Source organism: Kitasatospora sp. NPDC030952 (assembly GCF_055571335.1).
Map to the genome: position 1 here is coordinate 70316 of NZ_JBVIFM010000014.1, position 17872 is coordinate 88187.

General features: G+C 74.0%; 17 protein-coding genes and 1 pseudogene. 12 read left to right on the forward strand and 6 right to left on the reverse strand.

What is annotated here, in order from left to right:
* Positions 1-146: 146 nt before the first annotated feature.
* Together ACZ47G_RS23705 and ACZ47G_RS23710 are read left to right on the forward strand one after the other, a co-directional pair.
* Positions 147-797, forward strand: coding sequence for an IclR family transcriptional regulator (locus ACZ47G_RS23705; RefSeq protein WP_270146684.1), 651 nt, complete (start codon positions 147-149; stop codon positions 795-797).
* A gap of 67 nt (positions 798-864) precedes the next feature.
* Complete coding sequence (locus ACZ47G_RS23710) at positions 865-1671, forward strand: S16 family serine protease (protein ID WP_465745679.1); 807 nt, start codon at positions 865-867, stop codon at positions 1669-1671.
* A gap of 88 nt (positions 1672-1759) precedes the next feature.
* Here ACZ47G_RS23710 and ACZ47G_RS23715 read toward each other — a convergent pair whose 3' ends face one another.
* The 4 genes and pseudogenes from ACZ47G_RS23715 to ACZ47G_RS23730 form a co-directional block, all read right to left on the reverse strand.
* The gene (locus ACZ47G_RS23715) at positions 1760-1900 is read right to left on the reverse strand and encodes a hypothetical protein (RefSeq protein ID WP_465745681.1); all 141 of its coding nucleotides are present in this window, start codon (positions 1898-1900) and stop codon (positions 1760-1762) included.
* Between the two features lie 470 nt (positions 1901-2370).
* Positions 2371-2559: pseudogene (locus ACZ47G_RS23720) on the reverse strand (helix-turn-helix domain-containing protein); the annotation flags it as partial.
* Positions 2560-2749: 190 nt separating this feature from the next.
* Positions 2750-3331: an Lrp/AsnC family transcriptional regulator gene (locus tag ACZ47G_RS23725; RefSeq protein WP_465745683.1), complete on the reverse strand. Its 582-nt coding sequence runs from the start codon at positions 3329-3331 to the stop codon at positions 2750-2752.
* Between the two features lie 158 nt (positions 3332-3489).
* Positions 3490-4038, reverse strand: coding sequence for a hypothetical protein (locus ACZ47G_RS23730; RefSeq protein ID WP_465745685.1), 549 nt, complete (start codon positions 4036-4038; stop codon positions 3490-3492).
* A 145-nt stretch (positions 4039-4183) separates the two neighbouring features.
* Here ACZ47G_RS23730 and ACZ47G_RS23735 point away from each other — a divergent pair, with 145 nt between their 5' ends.
* From ACZ47G_RS23735 to ACZ47G_RS23750, 4 genes are all read left to right on the forward strand, one after another.
* The gene (locus ACZ47G_RS23735) at positions 4184-4888 is read left to right on the forward strand and encodes a response regulator transcription factor (protein ID WP_465745687.1); all 705 of its coding nucleotides are present in this window, start codon (positions 4184-4186) and stop codon (positions 4886-4888) included.
* Positions 4885-6393 carry a sensor histidine kinase gene (locus ACZ47G_RS23740; RefSeq protein WP_465745689.1) on the forward strand — a complete coding sequence of 503 codons (1509 nt, stop codon included), beginning with the start codon at positions 4885-4887 and terminating at the stop codon, positions 6391-6393. The genes ACZ47G_RS23735 and ACZ47G_RS23740 overlap by 4 nt, the downstream gene beginning before the upstream one ends.
* A gap of 317 nt (positions 6394-6710) precedes the next feature.
* Positions 6711-8306: a glycoside hydrolase family 18 protein gene (locus tag ACZ47G_RS23745; RefSeq protein WP_465745691.1), complete on the forward strand. Its 1596-nt coding sequence runs from the start codon at positions 6711-6713 to the stop codon at positions 8304-8306.
* 261 nt (positions 8307-8567) lie between these two features.
* Positions 8568-9968 (forward strand): glycosyltransferase 87 family protein, encoded by a 1401-nt coding sequence (locus ACZ47G_RS23750; RefSeq protein WP_465745693.1) that lies wholly within the window; start codon positions 8568-8570, stop codon positions 9966-9968.
* A gap of 200 nt (positions 9969-10168) precedes the next feature.
* On the opposite strand, the gene ACZ47G_RS23755 is transcribed toward ACZ47G_RS23750, so the two are convergent.
* Positions 10169-10585, reverse strand: coding sequence for an SsgA family sporulation/cell division regulator (locus tag ACZ47G_RS23755; protein ID WP_465745695.1), 417 nt, complete (start codon positions 10583-10585; stop codon positions 10169-10171).
* Positions 10586-11071: 486 nt separating this feature from the next.
* Here ACZ47G_RS23755 and ACZ47G_RS23760 point away from each other — a divergent pair, with 486 nt between their 5' ends.
* Positions 11072-12514 (forward strand): RDD family protein, encoded by a 1443-nt coding sequence (locus tag ACZ47G_RS23760; protein WP_465745697.1) that lies wholly within the window; start codon positions 11072-11074, stop codon positions 12512-12514.
* Positions 12515-12638: 124 nt separating this feature from the next.
* Positions 12639-13343, forward strand: coding sequence for an RDD family protein (locus ACZ47G_RS23765; protein WP_465745699.1), 705 nt, complete (start codon positions 12639-12641; stop codon positions 13341-13343).
* A gap of 31 nt (positions 13344-13374) precedes the next feature.
* Here the strand turns inward: ACZ47G_RS23765 and ACZ47G_RS23770 are convergent, their stop codons facing one another.
* Positions 13375-13623 carry a hypothetical protein gene (locus ACZ47G_RS23770; protein WP_465745701.1) on the reverse strand — a complete coding sequence of 83 codons (249 nt, stop codon included), beginning with the start codon at positions 13621-13623 and terminating at the stop codon, positions 13375-13377.
* Between the two features lie 203 nt (positions 13624-13826).
* Between ACZ47G_RS23770 and ACZ47G_RS23775 the strand changes: the two genes are divergently transcribed.
* The 4 genes from ACZ47G_RS23775 (at position 13827) to mycP (ending at position 17792) form a co-directional block, all read left to right on the forward strand.
* The gene (locus ACZ47G_RS23775; RefSeq protein WP_465745703.1) at positions 13827-14525 is read left to right on the forward strand and encodes an endonuclease V; all 699 of its coding nucleotides are present in this window, start codon (positions 13827-13829) and stop codon (positions 14523-14525) included.
* 96 nt (positions 14526-14621) lie between these two features.
* Complete coding sequence (locus tag ACZ47G_RS23780) at positions 14622-15062, forward strand: hypothetical protein (protein ID WP_465745705.1); 441 nt, start codon at positions 14622-14624, stop codon at positions 15060-15062.
* 28 nt (positions 15063-15090) lie between these two features.
* Entirely contained in the window at positions 15091-16476 is a 1386-nt protein-coding gene (locus tag ACZ47G_RS23785) for a PPE domain-containing protein (RefSeq protein ID WP_465745707.1), read from the forward strand.
* A gap of 53 nt (positions 16477-16529) precedes the next feature.
* Positions 16530-17792, forward strand: coding sequence for a type VII secretion-associated serine protease mycosin (gene mycP / locus ACZ47G_RS23790; RefSeq protein ID WP_465745709.1), 1263 nt, complete (start codon positions 16530-16532; stop codon positions 17790-17792).
* Positions 17793-17872 lie beyond the last annotated feature (80 nt).

The window sequence follows — 17872 nt, forward strand, 5'->3', positions numbered from 1 at the left end:
CCCCGAGGGACGGGCTCCGCAGGACCGTGCGGTCGTCAAGGACGACGCCGCGCGGCCCGAGCGCGGCCACCCCCACCTGCGCGCGACACCGACCTTCTGGCCCGGCGCCGCCCGCCCCGCGAGCGCCGCGGAAAGGACTGCCCGTCGTGACTGCAGAGACCTCCCAGACGTTGGACCGCGGCGTCCGCGTCCTCAAGCTCCTCGCCGACTCCGAGCGCGGGCTCACCGTCACCGAGCTGGCCGCCCGGCTGGCCGTCAACCGCACCGTGGTCTACCGGCTGCTCGCCACCCTGGAACAGCACGGCCTGGTCCGCCGCGACATCGGCGGCCGGGCCCGGGTCGGCCTGGGCGTGCTGCGGCTGGCCCACCGGGTGCACCCGCTGCTGCGCGAGGCCGCGCTGCCCGCCCTGCGCAGCCTCGCCGAGGACCTCGGCGCCACCGCCCACCTGACCCTGGTGGACGGCAACGAGGCGCTGGCCGTCGCCGTGGTCGAGCCCAGCTGGACCGACTTCCACGTCGCCTACCGCACCGGCCTGCGCCACCCGCTCGGCGAGAGCGCGGCCGGGCGGGCGATCCTGGAGGCCCGTGCCTTCCCCAGCCAGCGGCGGCCCGAGCAGGGGTTCGTCATCACCCGTGCGGAGGAGCAGTCCGGGGCCAGTGGGGCCGCGGCCGCGCTGCTCGGACTGAGCGGCATCGAGGGCAGCGTCGGTGTGGTGATGCTCAACGGGCTGGTGCCCGAGCGGGTCGGCCCGCGGGTGGTGGAGGCGGCCACCGAGGTGGCCGACGCGCTGAGGTAGGGCCCGGACCGGAGCGCCCGGGGACGAGCGGGCGAATCACGGCGCCCGGTGTGTTTGGATTCCCCTTGTGTCCGACACCAAGCTGCCCAAGGCCCTCCCGTCCCCGCGGACCCGCTCGCTCGCGCTCTGCGGGGTGCTGGTCGCCGCGCTGTTCGGCGTGGCGGCCTTCGTCCCGCTGCCGTACACGATCACCTGGCCGGGCCTGACCGCGGACACCCTCGGCACGTACCAGGACCGGCCGGTGCTCACCATCACCGGGGCGCCGCTGCGCAGCACCGACGGAGAGCTGCGGATGGTCACCATCTCGGCCACCAACCCGGGGCAGAAGACCACCTTCTGGCGGGCGCTGCGGGCCTGGTTCGACCCGGACGAGGCCGTCCGCCCGACCGAGACGGTGTACCCGCAGAGCAACCCGACCAGGGCCGAGCAGGTGACGGCCCAGCAGATGGCCGAGTCGCAGGACAGCGCCACCGCGGCCGCGCTCGGCTACCTCCACCTCTCGCCGGACCAGGTGAAGGTCAAGGTCGACCTGGGCGACGTGGGCGGCCCGAGCGCCGGACAGATGCTGGCGCTGGGCATCGTCGACAAGCTCGCCGGCGACGGCAAGGGCGGAGACCTCACCGGTGGGCTCAAGATCGCCGGCACCGGCACCATCGACGACAAGGGCACCGTCGGCCCGGTCGGCGGCGTCCCGCTGAAGACCCAGGCGGCGGCCCGGGACGGCGCGACGGTCTTCCTGCTCCCCAAGGACGAGTGCGCGGACGCCAAGGTGAACACCCCCAAGACACTGCGGCTGGTGCCGGTGGGCACGCTCGCCGAGTCGGTCGCCGCGCTGGACGCGCTGCGGAGCGGCGGTAGCGTTCCCAGCTGCTGACCCCCATCCGGTTCGGGCCGCCCTCGCGCCCTGGGCCGCCCGCCGGGGTAGGCCGCCCTGGGCCGTCCTGAGCCGCCAGCCCTGCGGCTCAGAGGCCGAAGGCCACCGAGGCGAAGTCGTCGCCCAGCCTGGTCCGCAGCTGGGCGGCGACCCCGGCCAGCCGGTGGGCCTGGGCCATCGGCAGTGAGATCGAGACCGCGCCGATGCCGTCGCCCGCGACGATCGGCACCGCCGCGCCCGCGGTCCCGAGCGAGTACTCTCCCCCAGCCTTCGGCCGGGAGGTGCCCCCAGGAACTGGGTGATCGGGACGGCGCGCCGCTGGCCCTGGCGCGGCAGCAGCGGCAGGTCGGCCGGGTCCCGCAGGGTGGGGCCGGTGAACGGCACCATCGGGTAGCGGGCCAGGTGGTCCCGGCGCTCCTCGGCGGTCATCAGGGCCAGCAGGGTCTTGCCGGCCGAGTGGGCGTGGGAGCCGGTCCGCCACCGGTGCCGGTCGATCAGCGGCGCGCCGGGAGCCTCGGCGGCGCCGACCAGCTCCACCTCGCCGTGGCGGTACCAGGTGAAGTAGACGGCGGCCGAGAGCTCCTCGGCGAGGGTGTCCAGCAGCGTCTTCAGCCGGACCCGGCCCGGCTCCGGAGCGTCCGGCCGGACCAGCCCGGCCACCGCCGGGCCGGTCAGGTAGTGCCCGGAGCGCCGCTCCAGGTAGTGGTCGTGCACCAGGGTGCGCAGCAGGTGGTAGGCGGTGCCCAGGGCGAGACCGATGTCCCGGGCGAGCTGCTTGGCGGTGGCGCCCTTGGGGTAGCGGGCGGCCGCCTCCAGCAGGCGCAGGGCGCGCTGGGCGGAGGCGATGAGGGTGGGGGCGGTGCCGTCGGCCGCGACCGAGGTCGTCATGCGGGGGCCGTCCCGGGGGCCGGTCCGAGGGCCGTCCCGAGGGCCGTTCTGGGGGAGGACGGGGGTGGCACGCGGGTATCGGCGGACCGACGCGCGGCGCGGGCAGTGGTGGAACGTTCATGTATAGATCTTGGGGCTGACGGGGCCTCATGCCTATGCCGAATCGGCACATCGTGCCGGACGGACCGTCCTACTCGGCGGCCGCCTGGTCCACCAGCGGCAGGATCCGGTAGGGCACCGGGTTCTCCAGCACGATCGCGGTGGAGGAGCGGACGATCCCGTCGAAGCCCACCACCCGGTCGATCACCCGCTGGAGGTCCGCGTTGGAGCGGGCCACGATCCGCACCAGCATGTCCCCGATCCCGGTGATCGTGTGCAGCTCCAGCACCTCCGGCACCCGCGCCAGGTGCGCCCGTACGTCCGCGCCCTGGCCCTGGGAGATCTCCAGGGTGGCGAAGGCCGTCACCGGGTAGCCGATCGCGGCCGGGTCCACCTCCGGGCCGAAGCCGCTGATCACCCCCTTGGCCTGCAGCCGGTCCAGCCGGGCCTGCACGGTGCCCCGGGCGACCTGCAGCCGGCGCGAGCACTCCAGCACGCCGATCCGGGGCTCCTCCGCCAGCAGCCGGATCAGCCGGCCGTCCAGGGCGTCGATGGTGTCGTTCCCGCCGCCGGCCGGGGCCGGGGGAGTGCCCTGGGGAGTGCCGTGGGGGGCGCCCTGGGGCGCGGGCGAATCGGGGGAGCCGGGGGAGCTCGGGGCGTGGGCGGGGGGCATCGCGGGGCCGTCCTCCGGTGGGCATTCTGTACAGCGGTGCCGCCGATTCTCCCGCCCCGGGGCGCACCTTGACCAGGAGGAAACGGAACGCGTACGACTACGCCGTCGACCGGGGCGCGGTGTCGCCGGCCGAGCCGTCCGTTGGTGACGGGCCCGGCTCAGCGGATCGCCGTCTCCACGATCGGCGGGTGGCCGTTCCAGTAGACGAACACCGAGTTGGCCTGGTCGTCCTTGGTGAAGTCCACCCGCAACCAGCGGTCGCCGTCCCACACCTGCATCTGCCAGCCCGGGTCCGGGGTGGCGGAGACCAGTGAGGCGCTGTCGGCCCGGATGTCGAGGGCGACCCGGCCGCCGGGGATCGGGTAGCTCCGCACCGTGGACGTGGTGGTGGCGGTGGGCGCGGGCCGCTTGGGCGGGGTGGCGGCCGGTGGGCCGGCCGGGGCGTGCGCCGCGGTGGTGGTGGCGGTGGCGCTCGTGGTCGGGGACGGTGCGGGCGGCAGGTCCGGGGTGTCGGTCGTCGGCGTCCGGCCGGGGGTGGCGCTCGTGCCGTACGGGGTGCTCCCGGCCTTCGGGGAGGGCAGCGGCAGCGCGGTGGGCTGCTCGAACGCGGCTCCGGTGAGCACCGCGTGCACGCCGAGCCAGGACAGCGCCACCGCCGCCCCGGTGGCCGCCGCCCAGGCGCAGAGCTGTACCAGTCCGTTCCGCATCGTCCGCACATCCTGCCGTACTTCCCGGTCGGCGGGGACCGGCACCCCTGGTGTTCGGCAGGGCAGTTGCCCGATGTCCGGGCCCCGCCCGGACCGACCCCCGAGGTACAGACCACTGCCCGCCGATGGCGTACCGTGCAGGGCCATGGCAACAGTGCTCGTGGTCGAGGACGACCCCTTCGTACGGTCCGCGCTCATCCGCCACCTGACCGACACCGGTCACGCGGTCCGCAGTGTGGGCACGGCCCTGGAGGCGCTGCGGGAGGTCGCCCAGGTCGGCTGTGACCTGGTGATCCTGGACCTGGGCCTGCCCGATCTGGACGGCAGCGAGGCGCTGAAGATGATCCGTGGCCTGACCGACGTCCCGGTGATCATCTCCACCGCGCGGGACGACGAGGCGGAGATCGTCCGGCTGCTGAACGACGGGGCCGACGACTATCTGGTGAAACCTTTCTCCGGAGAACACCTGAGCGCCCGGATGGCCGCCGTGCTGCGCCGGTTCGGCAGTGGCGCCGCCCCCGTCGCCCAGGTGCTGCGGGTCGGCGGCCTGGCCATCGACCTCCAGCGACGCGAGGCCGTCCTGGACGGGCGGCTGCTCGACCTGACCCGGCGTGAGTTCGACCTGCTGGCCTTCCTGGCGGCCCGGCCCGGCGTGGTGGTGCCGCGCAAGGAGATCCTCGCCGAGGTCTGGCAGCAGACCTACGGCGGCGACCAGACCATCGACGTCCACCTCTCCTGGCTGCGCCGCAAACTCGGCGAGACCGCCTCCAACCCCCGCTACCTGCACACCGTCCGGGGCGTCGGGGTCCGGCTGGAGGCCACCGCGGGGCCCGCGGAGCACCGGACATGAAGCGGTTCGCGCACTCGCTGCGCTGGGCCATGATCAAGGCCGCGGTGGCCGGGACCACGATGGTCGCGCTGGCCTTCCTCATCCCGCTCGGCCTGATGGTCCAACAGACCGCCCGGGACCGGGCGTTCACCGCCGCCGAACGGCAGGCCGCGGCGCTCGGGCCGGCGCTGGCGATCACCACGGACCAGGACGCCGTCAACCGGGCGCTGGCCAGCACCGACGCGGGGACGCAGGGGCGGATGGCGGTGCACCTGCCGGCGGCCGCGGGGGCTCCGGCCGGCGCGGCGCCGGCCGCCGACGCGGGTCCGGCTGCCGGGGGAGGAGCACCGGCCGCCGTGGGAGCACCGGCCGCCGGCGGAGCGGCCCCCGACGGTCCGACCCTCGGGGAGGCCCGCGCCACCGCGGCCGACGTGGCCACGGCCGGCGGCCAGGGCCGGGCCTTCACCGTCGCGGTGCCCGGCGGCTACGCGCTGCTCCAGCCGGTCGCGGTGGACACCGGGCGGAGCGCCGTGGTCGAGGTGTTCGTCGCCGAGAGCGACCTCACCCGGGGCGTCTCCACCGCCTGGCTGGTGCTCTCCGCGGTCGCGCTCGGCCTGGTCGCCATCTCGGTGCTGGTCGCCGACCGGATGGGCGGCCGGATCGTCGCCTCCGCCCGCCGGCTCGCCACGGCCGCCCGCTCGCTCGGCGCCGGGAACCTCGCGGTGCGCGTCCCGGTGGAGGGCAAGCAGGTCGACGGCAGTCCCGAGGAACTGCGCGAAGCCGGACAGGCGTTCAACACCATGGCCGACCGGGTCGTCCAACTCCTTGCCGCAGAACGTGAGTTGGCCGCCGATCTGTCGCACCGGCTGCGCACCCCGCTGACCGTGCTGCGCCTCAACGCGGCCTCCCTCGGCAACGGCGACGCGGCCGACGCCACCCGGCACGCGGTGGCCCAACTCGAGCGCGAGGTCGACCAGATCATCCGCTCCGCCCGCCGCGCCCCCGAGGACGCGCCCGCCGTCACGGTCGGCTGCGACGCCGCCGAGGTAATCCGCGAACGGGTCGGCTTCTGGTCCGCGCTCGCCGAGGACGAGGGCCGCCGCTGGCAACTGGCCGGCGCCGAGGGCGCCGCACCGGTGCCCGTCCAGCGCGGCGACCTCGCCGCCGCCGTCGACGCGCTGCTCGGCAACGTCTTCCGGCACACCGCCATCGGCACCGCCTTCTCGGTGGACGTCCTGGCCACCGACAGCTCGGTGATCGTGCTGGTCGGCGACGCCGGACCGGGCTACAGCGACCCGAGCGCCGCGCTCAGACGCGGCGAGGGCCACGGCGGGGAGGGCTCCACCGGCCTCGGACTGGACATCGTCCGCAAACTCGCCGAGTCCACCGGCGGGGACCTCGCCCTCGGCCGCTCCGCCGTGCTCGGCGGCGCGGAGACCCGGCTGCGACTGCGCACCCGCCCGGACGAGGCCCCGCCCGCGCGCACGGGCCGCCGGCGGACGCGGGGCGCGCTGTTCCCGAAGTGACGGCGGGCCGGGACGGTCCCGCCCGCCGGAGGTGACGGCGCGTCGGGGGCTCTTTCCTTAACGGCGGCCTAAGGGAGGTTCACCCCTCGCTCAGCCCGCCCGTCCGGCCCCCCGGGCGCCGCTAGCGTCGGTCGCGCCGGTCACCCGACCGAGCCGGGCCGGCCGCCCGGGACGTCCGTACCCACCCGTACCCACTCGTACCCACTCGTACGAAGCGGTACGAAGCCGTACGAGGTCTGTACGAAGCCCGTCCGACGGCGGCCGACTGACGGCACCGCACCGGTGCCGACCGCAGGCAGCCGCGGAGGTAACGCGCCATGACCACCCAGCCCACCCGCCGTTCCGGCCACCGCCGGCGCAGTCGCAAGGGGACGATCATCGGGGCCTCGGCGGTCGCCGCCGTGCTGGTCGCGGGCGGGGTCGTGGTGCTCGCCTCCTCGGCCAGCGCCGCCTCGCTCGGAGCCGTCTACAGCCGGACCAGCAGCTGGGACGCCGGCTACACCGGCCAGTACCTGGTCACCAACCCGGCCGCCGACCCGATCGACGACTGGACGCTCAGCTTCGACCTCCCGGCCGATGCGAAGATCGACTCGCTCTGGAACGCCACCTTCACCGCCGACGGGCAGCACGTCACCGTCAAGCCGGAGTCCTGGAACAAGCGGCTGGAACCGGGCCGGAGCGTGGTCGTCGGCTTCGTCGCCCACGGCGCGGGCGCGGCGCAGGCCGAGCCGGGCAACTGCCTGATCAACGACACCTCCTGCAAGGCCGGCGAAGGCCCCGCGCCCACCCCCTCCGGGCGGCCGACGGTGGCGCCGACGGGCACCGCCTCGCCGACCGCCACCGCCACCGCCACGGCCACGGCGACCGCCACCGCGGCGCCCAGCCCGACCACCACCGCGAAGCCGACCACCCCGGCGCCGACCCCTGTGACGACCGGCCCCGGCCAGCCCGCCACCCCCACGGCGACCGGTGTGCCCGTACCGCCGGTCGGCGCCGGGGGCGGCTTCGCGCCGTACGTGGACACCTCGCTCTACCCGCCCTACGACCTGGTCGCCACCGCCAAGGCCACCGGCGTGAAGAACTTCACCCTCGCCTTCGTGGTCTCCGGCGGCGGCTGCGTGCCCAAGTGGGGCGGGGTCAGCGACCTCTCCAGCGACGCGGTGGCCGCCCAGATCGGCGCGCTGCGGGCGGTCGGCGGCGACGTCCGGGTCTCCTTCGGCGGCGCCAACGGCAGCGAGCTGGCCCTCACCTGCGGCTCGACCGCCGACCTGGCCGCCGCGTACCAGAAGGTCGTCGACGCGTACGGGGTGACCAGGCTCGACTTCGACGTCGAGGGCGCCGCGACCGCCGACACCGCCGCCAACACCCGGCGGGCCCAGGCGATCGCCCAGCTGCAGCGCGCCGCCGCCGCCAAGGGCAAGGCCCTCGACGTCTCCTTCACCCTGCCCGCGCTGCCCTCCGGCCTGACCCAGGACGGCGTCGACCTGGTCGCCGGCGCCAAGGCGAACGGTGTCGCGATCGGCGCCGTCAACATCATGGCCATGGACTTCGGCGACGGCGTCGCCCCCGACCCGCAGGGGCGGATGGGCACGTACGCGATCGCCGCGGCCACCGCCACCCAGGCCCAGGTCAAGAGCGTCCTGGGGCTGGACGACGCGGCCGCCTGGCGCAAGGTCGCGGTCACCCCGATGATCGGCGTCAACGACGTCGCCAGCGAGGTCTTCACGGTGGCCGACGCCAAGCAACTCGCCGACTTCGCGGCGGGACGGCACCTCGCCTGGCTGGCCATGTGGTCCGGCACCCGGGACAAGGCCTGCGAGGGCGGGGCCAAGGGTTCCGCGGACGCCAGTTGCAGCAGCATCGTCCAGCAGCCGCTGGAGTTCACCCGGGCCCTCGGGAGCTACACCGGCTGAGGCCGTACCGGGCCCGCCGGCCGAGGCCGTGGCTTCCACAGGCCGAGACCGTACCGGCTCACCGGGCCAGGGCCCCGCGCCCGCCCGAGGGCCCGAACCCGCCCGCGGGCCCCCGACCGCCCCGACCGCCCGTGCTCAGCCCGCAGCCGAGCACGGTCGGCCGGGGCCCCTTCGTCACCGTACGTAGTCGAACGTGCCCAGGCCGGGACGGGCCGCATCCGGTATCGTCGCTGGTTGGCCGAGCGGTGGACGGAGTGGACAGTGACAGCGGTGCAAGACGAGCGCAGCCCGGTGGGGACCGTACCCGCCCCTTCGCCCGCCCCCCTGTCGGACCGGGTGCGGATCGCGGTCGGGGCCCCGGTGCGCGCACTGCGTGAGGCCCCCCGCCGACCGATGCTGGTCGCCTCGTCCGTGGCGCTGCTGTCACTGCTCGTGTACGCGGTGGTCCGCCACTTCGTGCACACCTCGATGGTCGACATGGTCGTCTACCGGGCCGAGGGCGCCGCCGTGGCCAACGGCACCGACCTGTACGCGCTGCGCGTCACCGAGTGGAACCTGCCCGCGACCTACCCGCCGTTCGCGGCGATGCTGTTCGTCCCGACCACCTGGCTCCCGATCCCCGTCCTCCGGGTGGTGATCACTCTCGGCAACCTCGGACTGCTCGCCCTGCTGGCCCACCTGTCCTTCAAGCTGGTCGGCTGGCCGCGCCGCGAACTGCGGCCGATCGGCGTCGTCCTGATCACCGGCCTCGGCGTCTGGCTCGAACCCGTCTTCACCACGCTCCGGTACGGCCAGATCAACCTCGCGCTCGCCTGCCTGGTCCTCTGGGACCTCACCCGCTCGGACGGCCACCGCAGCAAGGGCATCGCGATCGGCATCGCCGCCGGCATCAAGCTCACCCCCGGCCTGTTCGCCGTCTACCTGCTGATCACCGGCAGGGTCCGGGCCGCCTTCACGGCCGGCCTCACCTTCCTCGGCACCTTCCTGATCGGCACGCTCTTCCTGCCCGACGCCACCTGGGGCTTCTGGACCAAGTACCTCTACGACTCCTCCCGGGTCGGCAAGACCGAGATCGTCGACAACCAGTCGCTCCGCGGCGCCTTCGCCCGACTGCTGCACAGCTCCGACCCCGGCACCCTGGCCACCCTCGGCGCCGGGCTGGCCGCGCTGGCCGGCCTCGCCATCGCGGCCTGGGCCGCCCGCAGCGGCCGCTGGCTGCCCCGGGCCGAGGCCTGGGGCTTCTGCGTCACGGCCGTGACCGCCGTGCTGATCTCGCCGATCAGCTGGACCCACCACTGGGTCTGGTGCGTACCGGTGCTGGTGCTGCTCGCCGCCGAGGCCTCCGTCGAGCACGCCCGCCCGGCGGGCGTCCGCCGGCTGCGCTGGCGGGCCGCGTTCTGGGCCACCCTGCTGGCCTTCCTGTCCTTCGCGATGTGGGCGGCGAAGCCGGTCGGCGCGGCGGTGCTCCACATGTCGGCCCTGCGCCAGCTGCCGACCTCGATCTATCCGTGGGTCGGAATCTGCTTCCTGCTCGCCGCCGCCATCCGGATAAGGGCCCGGCGGCTCTCCGCCGGCGCCCCGCTGGTCCGGCTGCCCGGACAGCGCGACGGCGGCGGCCCCGATGCCGCCCGCGGTCGTCAGCAGGCCCCCGCGGCCCGCTGAGCCGGCGGGGGCGCCGTCGCTCCTGCTCTCCTGGGTCATCCGGTCCCGGGCCTGCTCGCGCTCCCGCGCGGGCCCGCCCTCCGGCGTCCCGTGGTCCCGTCCCTCCTCGTGCCGCCGGTCGGTCCGTCCGTCCTTGTGCCGCTGGTCGGTCCGGTGCTGCTGGACGGCCCAGTGCACGCTGCGGCGCACGACCCGCACGCCTACGCGAGCAGCTCGGCGAGCGAGCCGTCCATGTCCAGGGCGGCCAGCTCGCTGCCCGGGGGGACCAGCCGGTGCGCCCGCTCCAGCCAGGCGGCGACCACCGGCAGCGGCGCCTCCAGCAGCGCGTCCCCGGCGGGCGAGCTCAGCGCCATGCACAGCACGCTGCGCCGGCCCGAGCGGGTCGGCCAGATCCGCACGTCGCCCTGGCCGCACGGGCGGAAGGTGCCCTCGACCAGCAGCTCGCGGGCGAACACCCAGGTCACCGGGGAGCCGCTGTCCAGGTGGAAGGTGATGTACACCGCGTACGGGTCGTGGCTGCCGTAGGTCAGCCGGGCCGGGACGGGGACGCTGTGCTCGGGGGAGAGCACCAGGTTCAGCTCCAGCTCGTGCTCCACGACGCTGACGGGGCGGTCCATGATCGTCTTCCTCTCTGCCTTCGGTTCGTGCCCGGTTCCGGGCCCGATGACCTTTGAGAGGGCGGTCCACGCGGGTTCTTACACACGTTTCCGGGACTTCTCCCGGAAGTTTCGGGTGGGGTGGTGAACGGCCGGGACTGCGGCGCGCGACCACCTGTCGCGCGCCCGGTTCTTTACCCCGGGCGGCCGTCCGCTGTCCGGGGAATCGCCAACTTCCCGTCGGCACTCCGGCGAGGCACTACCCTTTGTGACTGTCCGACGACTGTCCGCCTTCGGTGCTGCCCCCACGCGCGCCGAGCGCTCCGGGGCGTGCGCGGGCGCGCCGTAGCGGCCCGCCGTGAGCCCGACGTCCGAACCGTTCCGAGCTGTTCCGACCTGCCCAGACCCGGCCCGACAGGGCCGACCCGTTGCGAACCCGTTTCGACCCGCCGAGGCCCGGCCCGCCCCCCACCGGTCCTCGTCGGGACCTGACAGGAGAAGACCCCCATGACGGACCGCCCCTTCGCCGTCGACGGCGACCCGGCCGTCGCAGCCGAGCCCGGCTACTACCCCGACCCCTCCATCCCCGGGTTCGTCCGGTACTGGGGCGGCTCGGCCTGGGTCCCCGGTACCAGCCGGCCCGCGCCCGCCGAGGGCGAGGCGCTGCAGCCGCCCCGGTTCGCCACCCGGCGGGCCGCCCCCGACGTGGCGGCGGCGCGGACGGTGCCACCGGCGGTGGTGCCGGTGCCGCCCGCGCGTTCGGAGTCGCCGGTGCTGGCGCCTCTGTCGATGCCGGTGCCGGTGCCTTTGTCGGTGTCGATGCCGGTGCCGGTGGCCGCGGTCGAGCTCCGGGAGGCGGGGGAGGCGCCGGGTGGCGGGGACACCGGGCCGGTGTACCTCGACCAGACCACGGGCGGGGCGTCCTTCGTGATCGGGCCGAGGGTGGCGGAGGCGATCGGCGGGCCGGTCTTCCGGACCGTCGAGCCCGCGGTGGAGGAGGCGCCCGGGGTGCCGGGGGCGGCCGAGGCGTCCGGCTGGCAGGTCGATCCGCAGGCGCAGCGCGGGCTGATGGAGACGGGCGGGGCGCAGCGCTGGGTCTCCTGGGGGGCGCTTCCGGAGGCGCTCGAAGACGAGGAGGGGCGTGCGGAGGGGGAGCGCGCTGCGATTGCTGTGGAGGTTGCCCCGGAGGTTTCGGCAGAGGCCGTCGCGGAGGGCGTCGTGGGGGCCGCCGCCGAGGTTGCCGTGGCCGTCGCGCCCGCTGTGGCGGTGGCGGTTCGGGAGGTGCCCGCGCCCGTGGAGGTCGTGGCCGCACCGGAGGCCGAGGTCGCGCCCGCCCCGGCCCGTACGGCGCCCCGGCCGGCACCGACGCCGGTGCCGACGGTCGCGTCCTCCGCTGCCGCGCTGCCCGTGGTGCGGCCGGCCCGGGAGGCCCCCGCCCGCCGCCGGGCCGCGGCCCCGGTGCCCGCCGGGCTGGGGCGGCGACTCGCTGCCCGGGCGGTGGACACCGGAGCGCTGCTGGTGGTCGCCGTCGCGGCCGGGATCCCGCTCGGCAGCTCGGTCTCCGAGCACCTCCAGCAGAAGCTCGACCAGGCCAGGATGGCCAGCTCCCTCACCCGCCGTCACGTCCAGGTCTGGCTGGTGGACGACGTGGTGCTGGGCAAGCTCGCCGCCCTGATCGGCATCCTGGTGTTCGTCAGCCTGGTCTACGAGGTGCTGCCGATCGCCCGGACCGGCCAGACCTTCGGCAAGCGGCTGGCCCGGATCCGGGTGGTGGACGCCGGTGCCGCCGGCGCCCGGAGCGGGCTGAGCCTCGGCCGTTCACTGCTGCGGTGGGTGGTCCGGCAGCTCGGCGTGGTGCTGCTGCTCGGCCTGGTCTGGCCGCTGTTCGACCGTCCGGCGCGGCGCGGCTGGCAGGACCGGGCGGCTCGCACCCGGGTGGTCCGCAGCTGAGGCGGGCCGCGACCGAGGCGGGCCGCGACCGAGGCGGGTCGCGACCGAGGCCGACCGTCGGCCAAGGCTCAAAACGGGACAAAATGTCCCAAACCTTGCGAATGTGTGATGTTCTACTCGGGGGATGAGCACCCACGACCCCTCAGGCCCCCAGTCGGAGGGGGGCGGTCAGCCCTCCTTCGACAAGCAGCCCCCGCCCCCGGGCGGCAGCACACCGGAAGGCGAACCGCCGGGCCCCACCCCGTCCGGCACCCCCACCGAAGGCCCCGGCGCCTACCGGGGAAGCTACGGCGGGCCGACCCCCGGTCAGAACCCCTACGGCGGCCACCAGCCGTACGACCAGCCCCCGCCCGGCTACGGCCCCGGCGCGTACGACACCCCCGGCGGCGGGCCCGTCCCCGGCATGCCGCCGATCGGCACCTGGCCCAAGCGGATCCTCGCCCGCCTCATCGACTATGCCCTCATGCAGGCCGTCGGCGTCATCATCGTCGGCCCCTTCGTCGACCTCAGCACCCGCCAGGGCACCACCGAGGCCTTCTGGCTCGGCTGCGCCATCTACCTCGTCTACGAGGCCCTGATGCTCAGCCGGGACGGCCAGACCCTCGGCAAGAAGGCGATGAAGATCCGCGTCGCCATGCTGATCGACGGCAACCCGCCCACCCCGGCCGCGGCCTGGACCAGGGCCGCCGTCTACATCCTCCCGGCCGTCGTGTGCTGCGCCGCCCTGTGGTGGGTCGTCGACGGCCTGTTCGGCGTCTTCGACAAGCCCTACCGGCAGTGCATCCACGACAAGGCGGCGAAGACCGTGGTCGTCACCACCGAGATCTGAACCCGGCAGCGGGACGGCGCCCGGCGGCGGATCAGCGCTGCCGGGCGTACTCGCGCCCGGCCGCCGGCGGGGAGGCTCCGGACCGGCCGGCCGGCGCGGCCGAACGGGCCGAGACCGACACCGAGAGCACCGTCACCACGGTGCCGAGCGCCAGCGCGAACCCGACCAGCACCGCGACCTCCAGGACGCCCGAGGCGCCGGAAACGGCCAGCAGTGCCACCGTGGTGGCGACGACGGTGAACGAGCCGAGGCAGAACTGGGCAGCGGACGGACGCGGCATGGCGGGGGTCCTTCGCACGTCGGGGGAAACGGGCGGGAATGGTGCCGATTGCCAGAAGTCGTACCCGGCAAGGGAGTTCGGTACGACCAGGCTAGACCGCGAGCCCGGGGGCACAGGGGGCGCACGGACTCACCCCGGGGTCGTCCACACCCCTCGGTACGGTGGAGCCCGACCCACACCAAGCAGACCGGGGGAAACCGACCGTGCCCATCCCCGCCGACTGGCCCACCGCCGAGGCCCAGGCGCTCGCCGAACAGGAACGGCTGCGGCCGCTCGTCCGCGCCCAGGACGACGACACCCCGTACCGGCTGATCGCCGGCGTCGACGTCGCCTACGACGACGACCACGACCTCGTCGCCGCCGCGGCCGTCCTGCTCGACCGGGACACCCTGGCCGTCGTCGAAGAGGCCACCGCCGTCGGCCGGATCGCCTTCCCCTACGTCCCCGGACTGCTCGCCTTCCGCGAACTCCCCGCCGTCCTCGACGCGTTGGCCGCCCTCACCCGCACCCCCGACACCGTCGTCTGCGACGGCTACGGCCTCGCCCACCCGCGCCGCCTCGGCCTCGCCAGCCACCTCGGCGTCCTCACCGGACTGCGCACCCTCGGCGTCGCCAAGACCCCCTTCACCTTCGACCACCACGACCCCGCCCCGGAACGCGGCTCCTGGACCCCGCTCACCGACCCCGCCACCGGCGAGGAGGTCGGCCGCGCCGTCCGCACCCGGCCCGGCGTCAAACCCGTCTACGTCTCCGTCGGCCACCGCATCGGCCTCGACACCGCCGTCCGCACCACCCTCGACCTCGCCGACCGCTACCGGCTGCCCGAAACCACCCGGCACGCCGACTCCCTCTGCCGCCGCGCCCTCACCGCCGCCCTCGACGCCGGGACGCCTGCGAACTGACCCCGCCCCCGGCGGGATCCGGGCCCGGTGTGTTAGACATGAGACAACCGGGGCCCGGCCCCGACCGCCAGGAACGGACGCACGGGGGGCGCCGCCATGGGATCAGGGACCGGATCGACCGGGGGAGCCAACCAGGGCTACCGGGTCGAGATCGAGCAACTGCGCACCTTCGCCGGCCAAGTACGGATCCTGCTCAAGGAATTCGAGAAGGACGCGAACGGCAGCGCCACCCACGGACGCAGCGGCCTCGGCAAGACCGCCTTCGGCACCTTCGCCGAGGCCACCGAGATCCACGGCCGCTACAGCACCATGCGGGACGCCCTGCGCGACGTGCTCAACCAACTCCAACAGGCGATCGACGAGGCCCAGAAGAAGGCCGACCTCACCGCGACCAACTACGAGGAGCACGACCAGCACGTGAGCCGCAAGCTCACGCTGTCCGGCGACGGCTGGTCCGTCGCCCAGCCCTCCGCCACCAGCGAAGTCGCCTACCAGGCGAACCAGGTCCCGGCCAAGCGCGGCAACGCCACCATCTGACCCACCACCGACCGGAGGTGAACCACCCGTGGTCTACACCGACTTCACCAAGTACAGCCACGCCGATCTCCGCAAGATGGCACAGGCCCTCGACCCCGGCGCGGTGATGGCCGCCGGCGACCCCTGGCGCAAGGCCGCGACCACCCTCAAGGAGATCCGCAAGACCCTCACCAACGCCAGCACCGAGGCCGCCACCTCCTGGGACGGCACCTCCAGCGACTCCTTCCACACCGCGATGCTCACCCTCGCCGGCAACATCAACGAGGCCGCCGCCTACGCCAACGACGCGGCCAACACGCTGCACAACATGTCCGAGGCGATGGCCAAGGCCAAGCGCGACATGCCCGAAGAACCCGGCAACTGGGACCAGTTCAAGGACAAGGTCGGCGACTTCTTCAGCAGCGAGGACGACCACATCCAGATCACCGACCGCAAGAAGGCCGAGGCGGCGGCGGTCATGCAGACCCTCGCGATGCACTACCGCATCGCGACGCCGGCCCTGAAGGCTCCGACGCCGCCGGGCTCCAAGCCGCCGGCGAAGCCGGGAGTGTACGGGGACGACACCCGTGACGTCGGAACACAGAACGACCCGAGCGGGGCGGCGGCCATGGCAGCTGCGGTGATTTCGGGAACCTCGTTCGGCGCTGGGGGAACGTCGGTGAGGTCGGTGTCCGGTCCTGCGTCGCAGCGGTCGAGGTCCTCCACGCCATCGGCGATTTCCGGCTCTTCGCCGAGGAGCGCAGCTGCCCCGACGGATTCCGGGATCAAGGGCGGGACGGCACAAGCCCCGCAGAAGTCGTCGACGATGACAAGCGGTGCCCCCGGTACGGGTATCTCAGGAACTCCGGCCTCTCGTCCCGGCGGAAGCGAGTCTGCTCCCGTCACCTCCGGGACCCAGACGTCCGGCCTGAGTGCCACCGCGCTTACGGGCCCTTCGAACGGGCCGATAGCGGCCGGCGGGGGTCAGCCGCTCGCCACTCCTGCGGCGCCGACCGTGCAGAGCACCCTGATCGGGCCTGACTTCGGTCAGAGCAAGACCGGCTTCGGTGGCAAGGAGCTTCCCGTCGGCGCGTATCCGGGCATCGGCTCCGGTGGCCGTGAAGTGTCCGGAGCCCAGCAGGCAGGCGGCTCCATGGCCCGGCCCGGTGGCGCTGTCCGGGAGACGATGCCGCCGGGCGCTGGAGCCGGCAAACAGTCCTTCACCGAAGGCGGGTCCGGGCTGGGGGCTCGTAGCCGGGTCGGCGCCGAACCGGGGGCCCGCGGGACTGGCGTCATGTCTCCTGGCATCCCGATGAGTGAAGCGCAGCGCCGCAAGAAGGAACGGGGGAACGGCGGCAAGCGCCCGGACTTCCTCGTCGAGGACGAGGCGACCTGGGCGTCGGACAAGCCGGCCAACCCGAACGTGGTGGAATGAAGCCGGTCCGTAGACGGACTGGTGATCTGAATGTTGAGTTGGGGTGACCGGGTTTGACGAGCCGCCTGTTGGCGCGCGGCACTGCGGTTCTCGCCGCGGGGGCATTGGTCTGGGCCGCTGCCGCACCAGGAGCGTCAGCTGATCAGATCAGAGACCATCAGTGGGCACTGAAGACCTTCGGCGCTGAGTCGGACATCTGGTCGGTCAGTGAGGGCGACGGGGTTGTCGTCGGAGTGATCGACTCCGGGGTGAATCAGGATCACCAGGATCTGACCGGGCAGGTCCTGCCCGGAGCCGACTACTCGGGTGGAAATTCTGACGGTCGCGTGGACAACAAGGGCCACGGCACCGGAATTGCGAGCCTGATTGCGGGGCACGGGCACGGGACGCAAGCAGGGGTCATGGGGTTGGCCCCGAAGGCCAAGATCCTTCCGGTGAAGGTGGGGACGGAAGACGATGGCTCCAACCCCCAGCAGACCGGGTTCGCGGACGCGATCCGTTTTGCGGTCGACCATGGTGCGAAGGTCGTCAACTTGTCTCTCGGAGGGAAGTTCCGCCTCGATTCGGAGTTGCGAAAGGTCGTCAACTACGCAGTCTCGAAGGACGTCGTGCTGATCGCCGCCGTCGGAAACTTCGGCGAGGACTTGGACGGCATTCGGTACCCGGCAGCCTTCCCAGGGGTTGTGGCCGTAGGAGCCGTGGACTCCAATGGGGGTGTATGGGACCGTTCCACCCCAGGTCCGGAGACCACACTCGTCGCGCCTGGTGTGGACATCTACCTCGCCACGGCCAAATCGTCGACGAGTTATGGCGCTGGAGACGGTACGTCCGAAGCCACCGCGTACGTCTCCGCGACCGCCGCGCTCATCCGCTCCAAGTACCCGAACCTGTCTGCCGGGCAGGTGATCAATCGGATGATCAAGACGGCTACCCCTCCCACCAACGGGACGGTGGTGCCCAACAACCACTACGGCTACGGGACCGTCTCGCCCGCGAAGGCGCTGGCGGCGAACCCGGCCGTGGACGACGGACCCCGTGAGAATCCGCTGCTGAAGCGGGTGGAATCGCACGGCACGCCGCCGAGCGACGACGACACCGATGCGACGGACCAGCCGTCCGTGCCACCGGCCCCCGAGGCCGGGTCCGGTGGTGGGGGTGGTGACGTGACCGGGCTGGTGGTCGCGGCGGTGGCGGCCGGGGCCGTGGTGGTGGGGGCGTCGGCGGCTGCGGTGGTGATGTCGCGGCGGCGGAAGCGGGCGGTGGCCGCGGCGCCGCCGTATCCGCCGCAGCCGCCCTACGGGGGGCCGGGTCGGTGAGTGGTGCCGAGCCGGTCGTCGCGTAAGGCGGCGGTCAAGTGGGGGACGTCCCGGTGGCGGTCGTCCCAGTGGTGGGCCTG

Coding starts and splice junctions, on each gene's coding strand:
- ACZ47G_RS23725 (WP_465745683.1), bottom strand. CDS start 3,331: ATGCCCCCCGCCCACGCCCCGAGCTCCCCCGGCTCCCCCGATTCGCCC.
- ACZ47G_RS23730 (WP_465745685.1), bottom strand. CDS start 4,038: ATGCGGAACGGACTGGTACAGCTCTGCGCCTGGGCGGCGGCCACCGGG.
- ACZ47G_RS23735 (WP_465745687.1), top strand. CDS start 4,184: ATGGCAACAGTGCTCGTGGTCGAGGACGACCCCTTCGTACGGTCCGCG.
- ACZ47G_RS23740 (WP_465745689.1), top strand. CDS start 4,885: ATGAAGCGGTTCGCGCACTCGCTGCGCTGGGCCATGATCAAGGCCGCG.
- ACZ47G_RS23745 (WP_465745691.1), top strand. CDS start 6,711: ATGACCACCCAGCCCACCCGCCGTTCCGGCCACCGCCGGCGCAGTCGC.
- ACZ47G_RS23755 (WP_465745695.1), bottom strand. CDS start 10,585: ATGGACCGCCCCGTCAGCGTCGTGGAGCACGAGCTGGAGCTGAACCTG.
- ACZ47G_RS23760 (WP_465745697.1), top strand. CDS start 11,072: ATGACGGACCGCCCCTTCGCCGTCGACGGCGACCCGGCCGTCGCAGCC.
- ACZ47G_RS23765 (WP_465745699.1), top strand. CDS start 12,639: ATGAGCACCCACGACCCCTCAGGCCCCCAGTCGGAGGGGGGCGGTCAG.
- ACZ47G_RS23770 (WP_465745701.1), bottom strand. CDS start 13,623: ATGCCGCGTCCGTCCGCTGCCCAGTTCTGCCTCGGCTCGTTCACCGTC.
- ACZ47G_RS23780 (WP_465745705.1), top strand. CDS start 14,622: ATGGGATCAGGGACCGGATCGACCGGGGGAGCCAACCAGGGCTACCGG.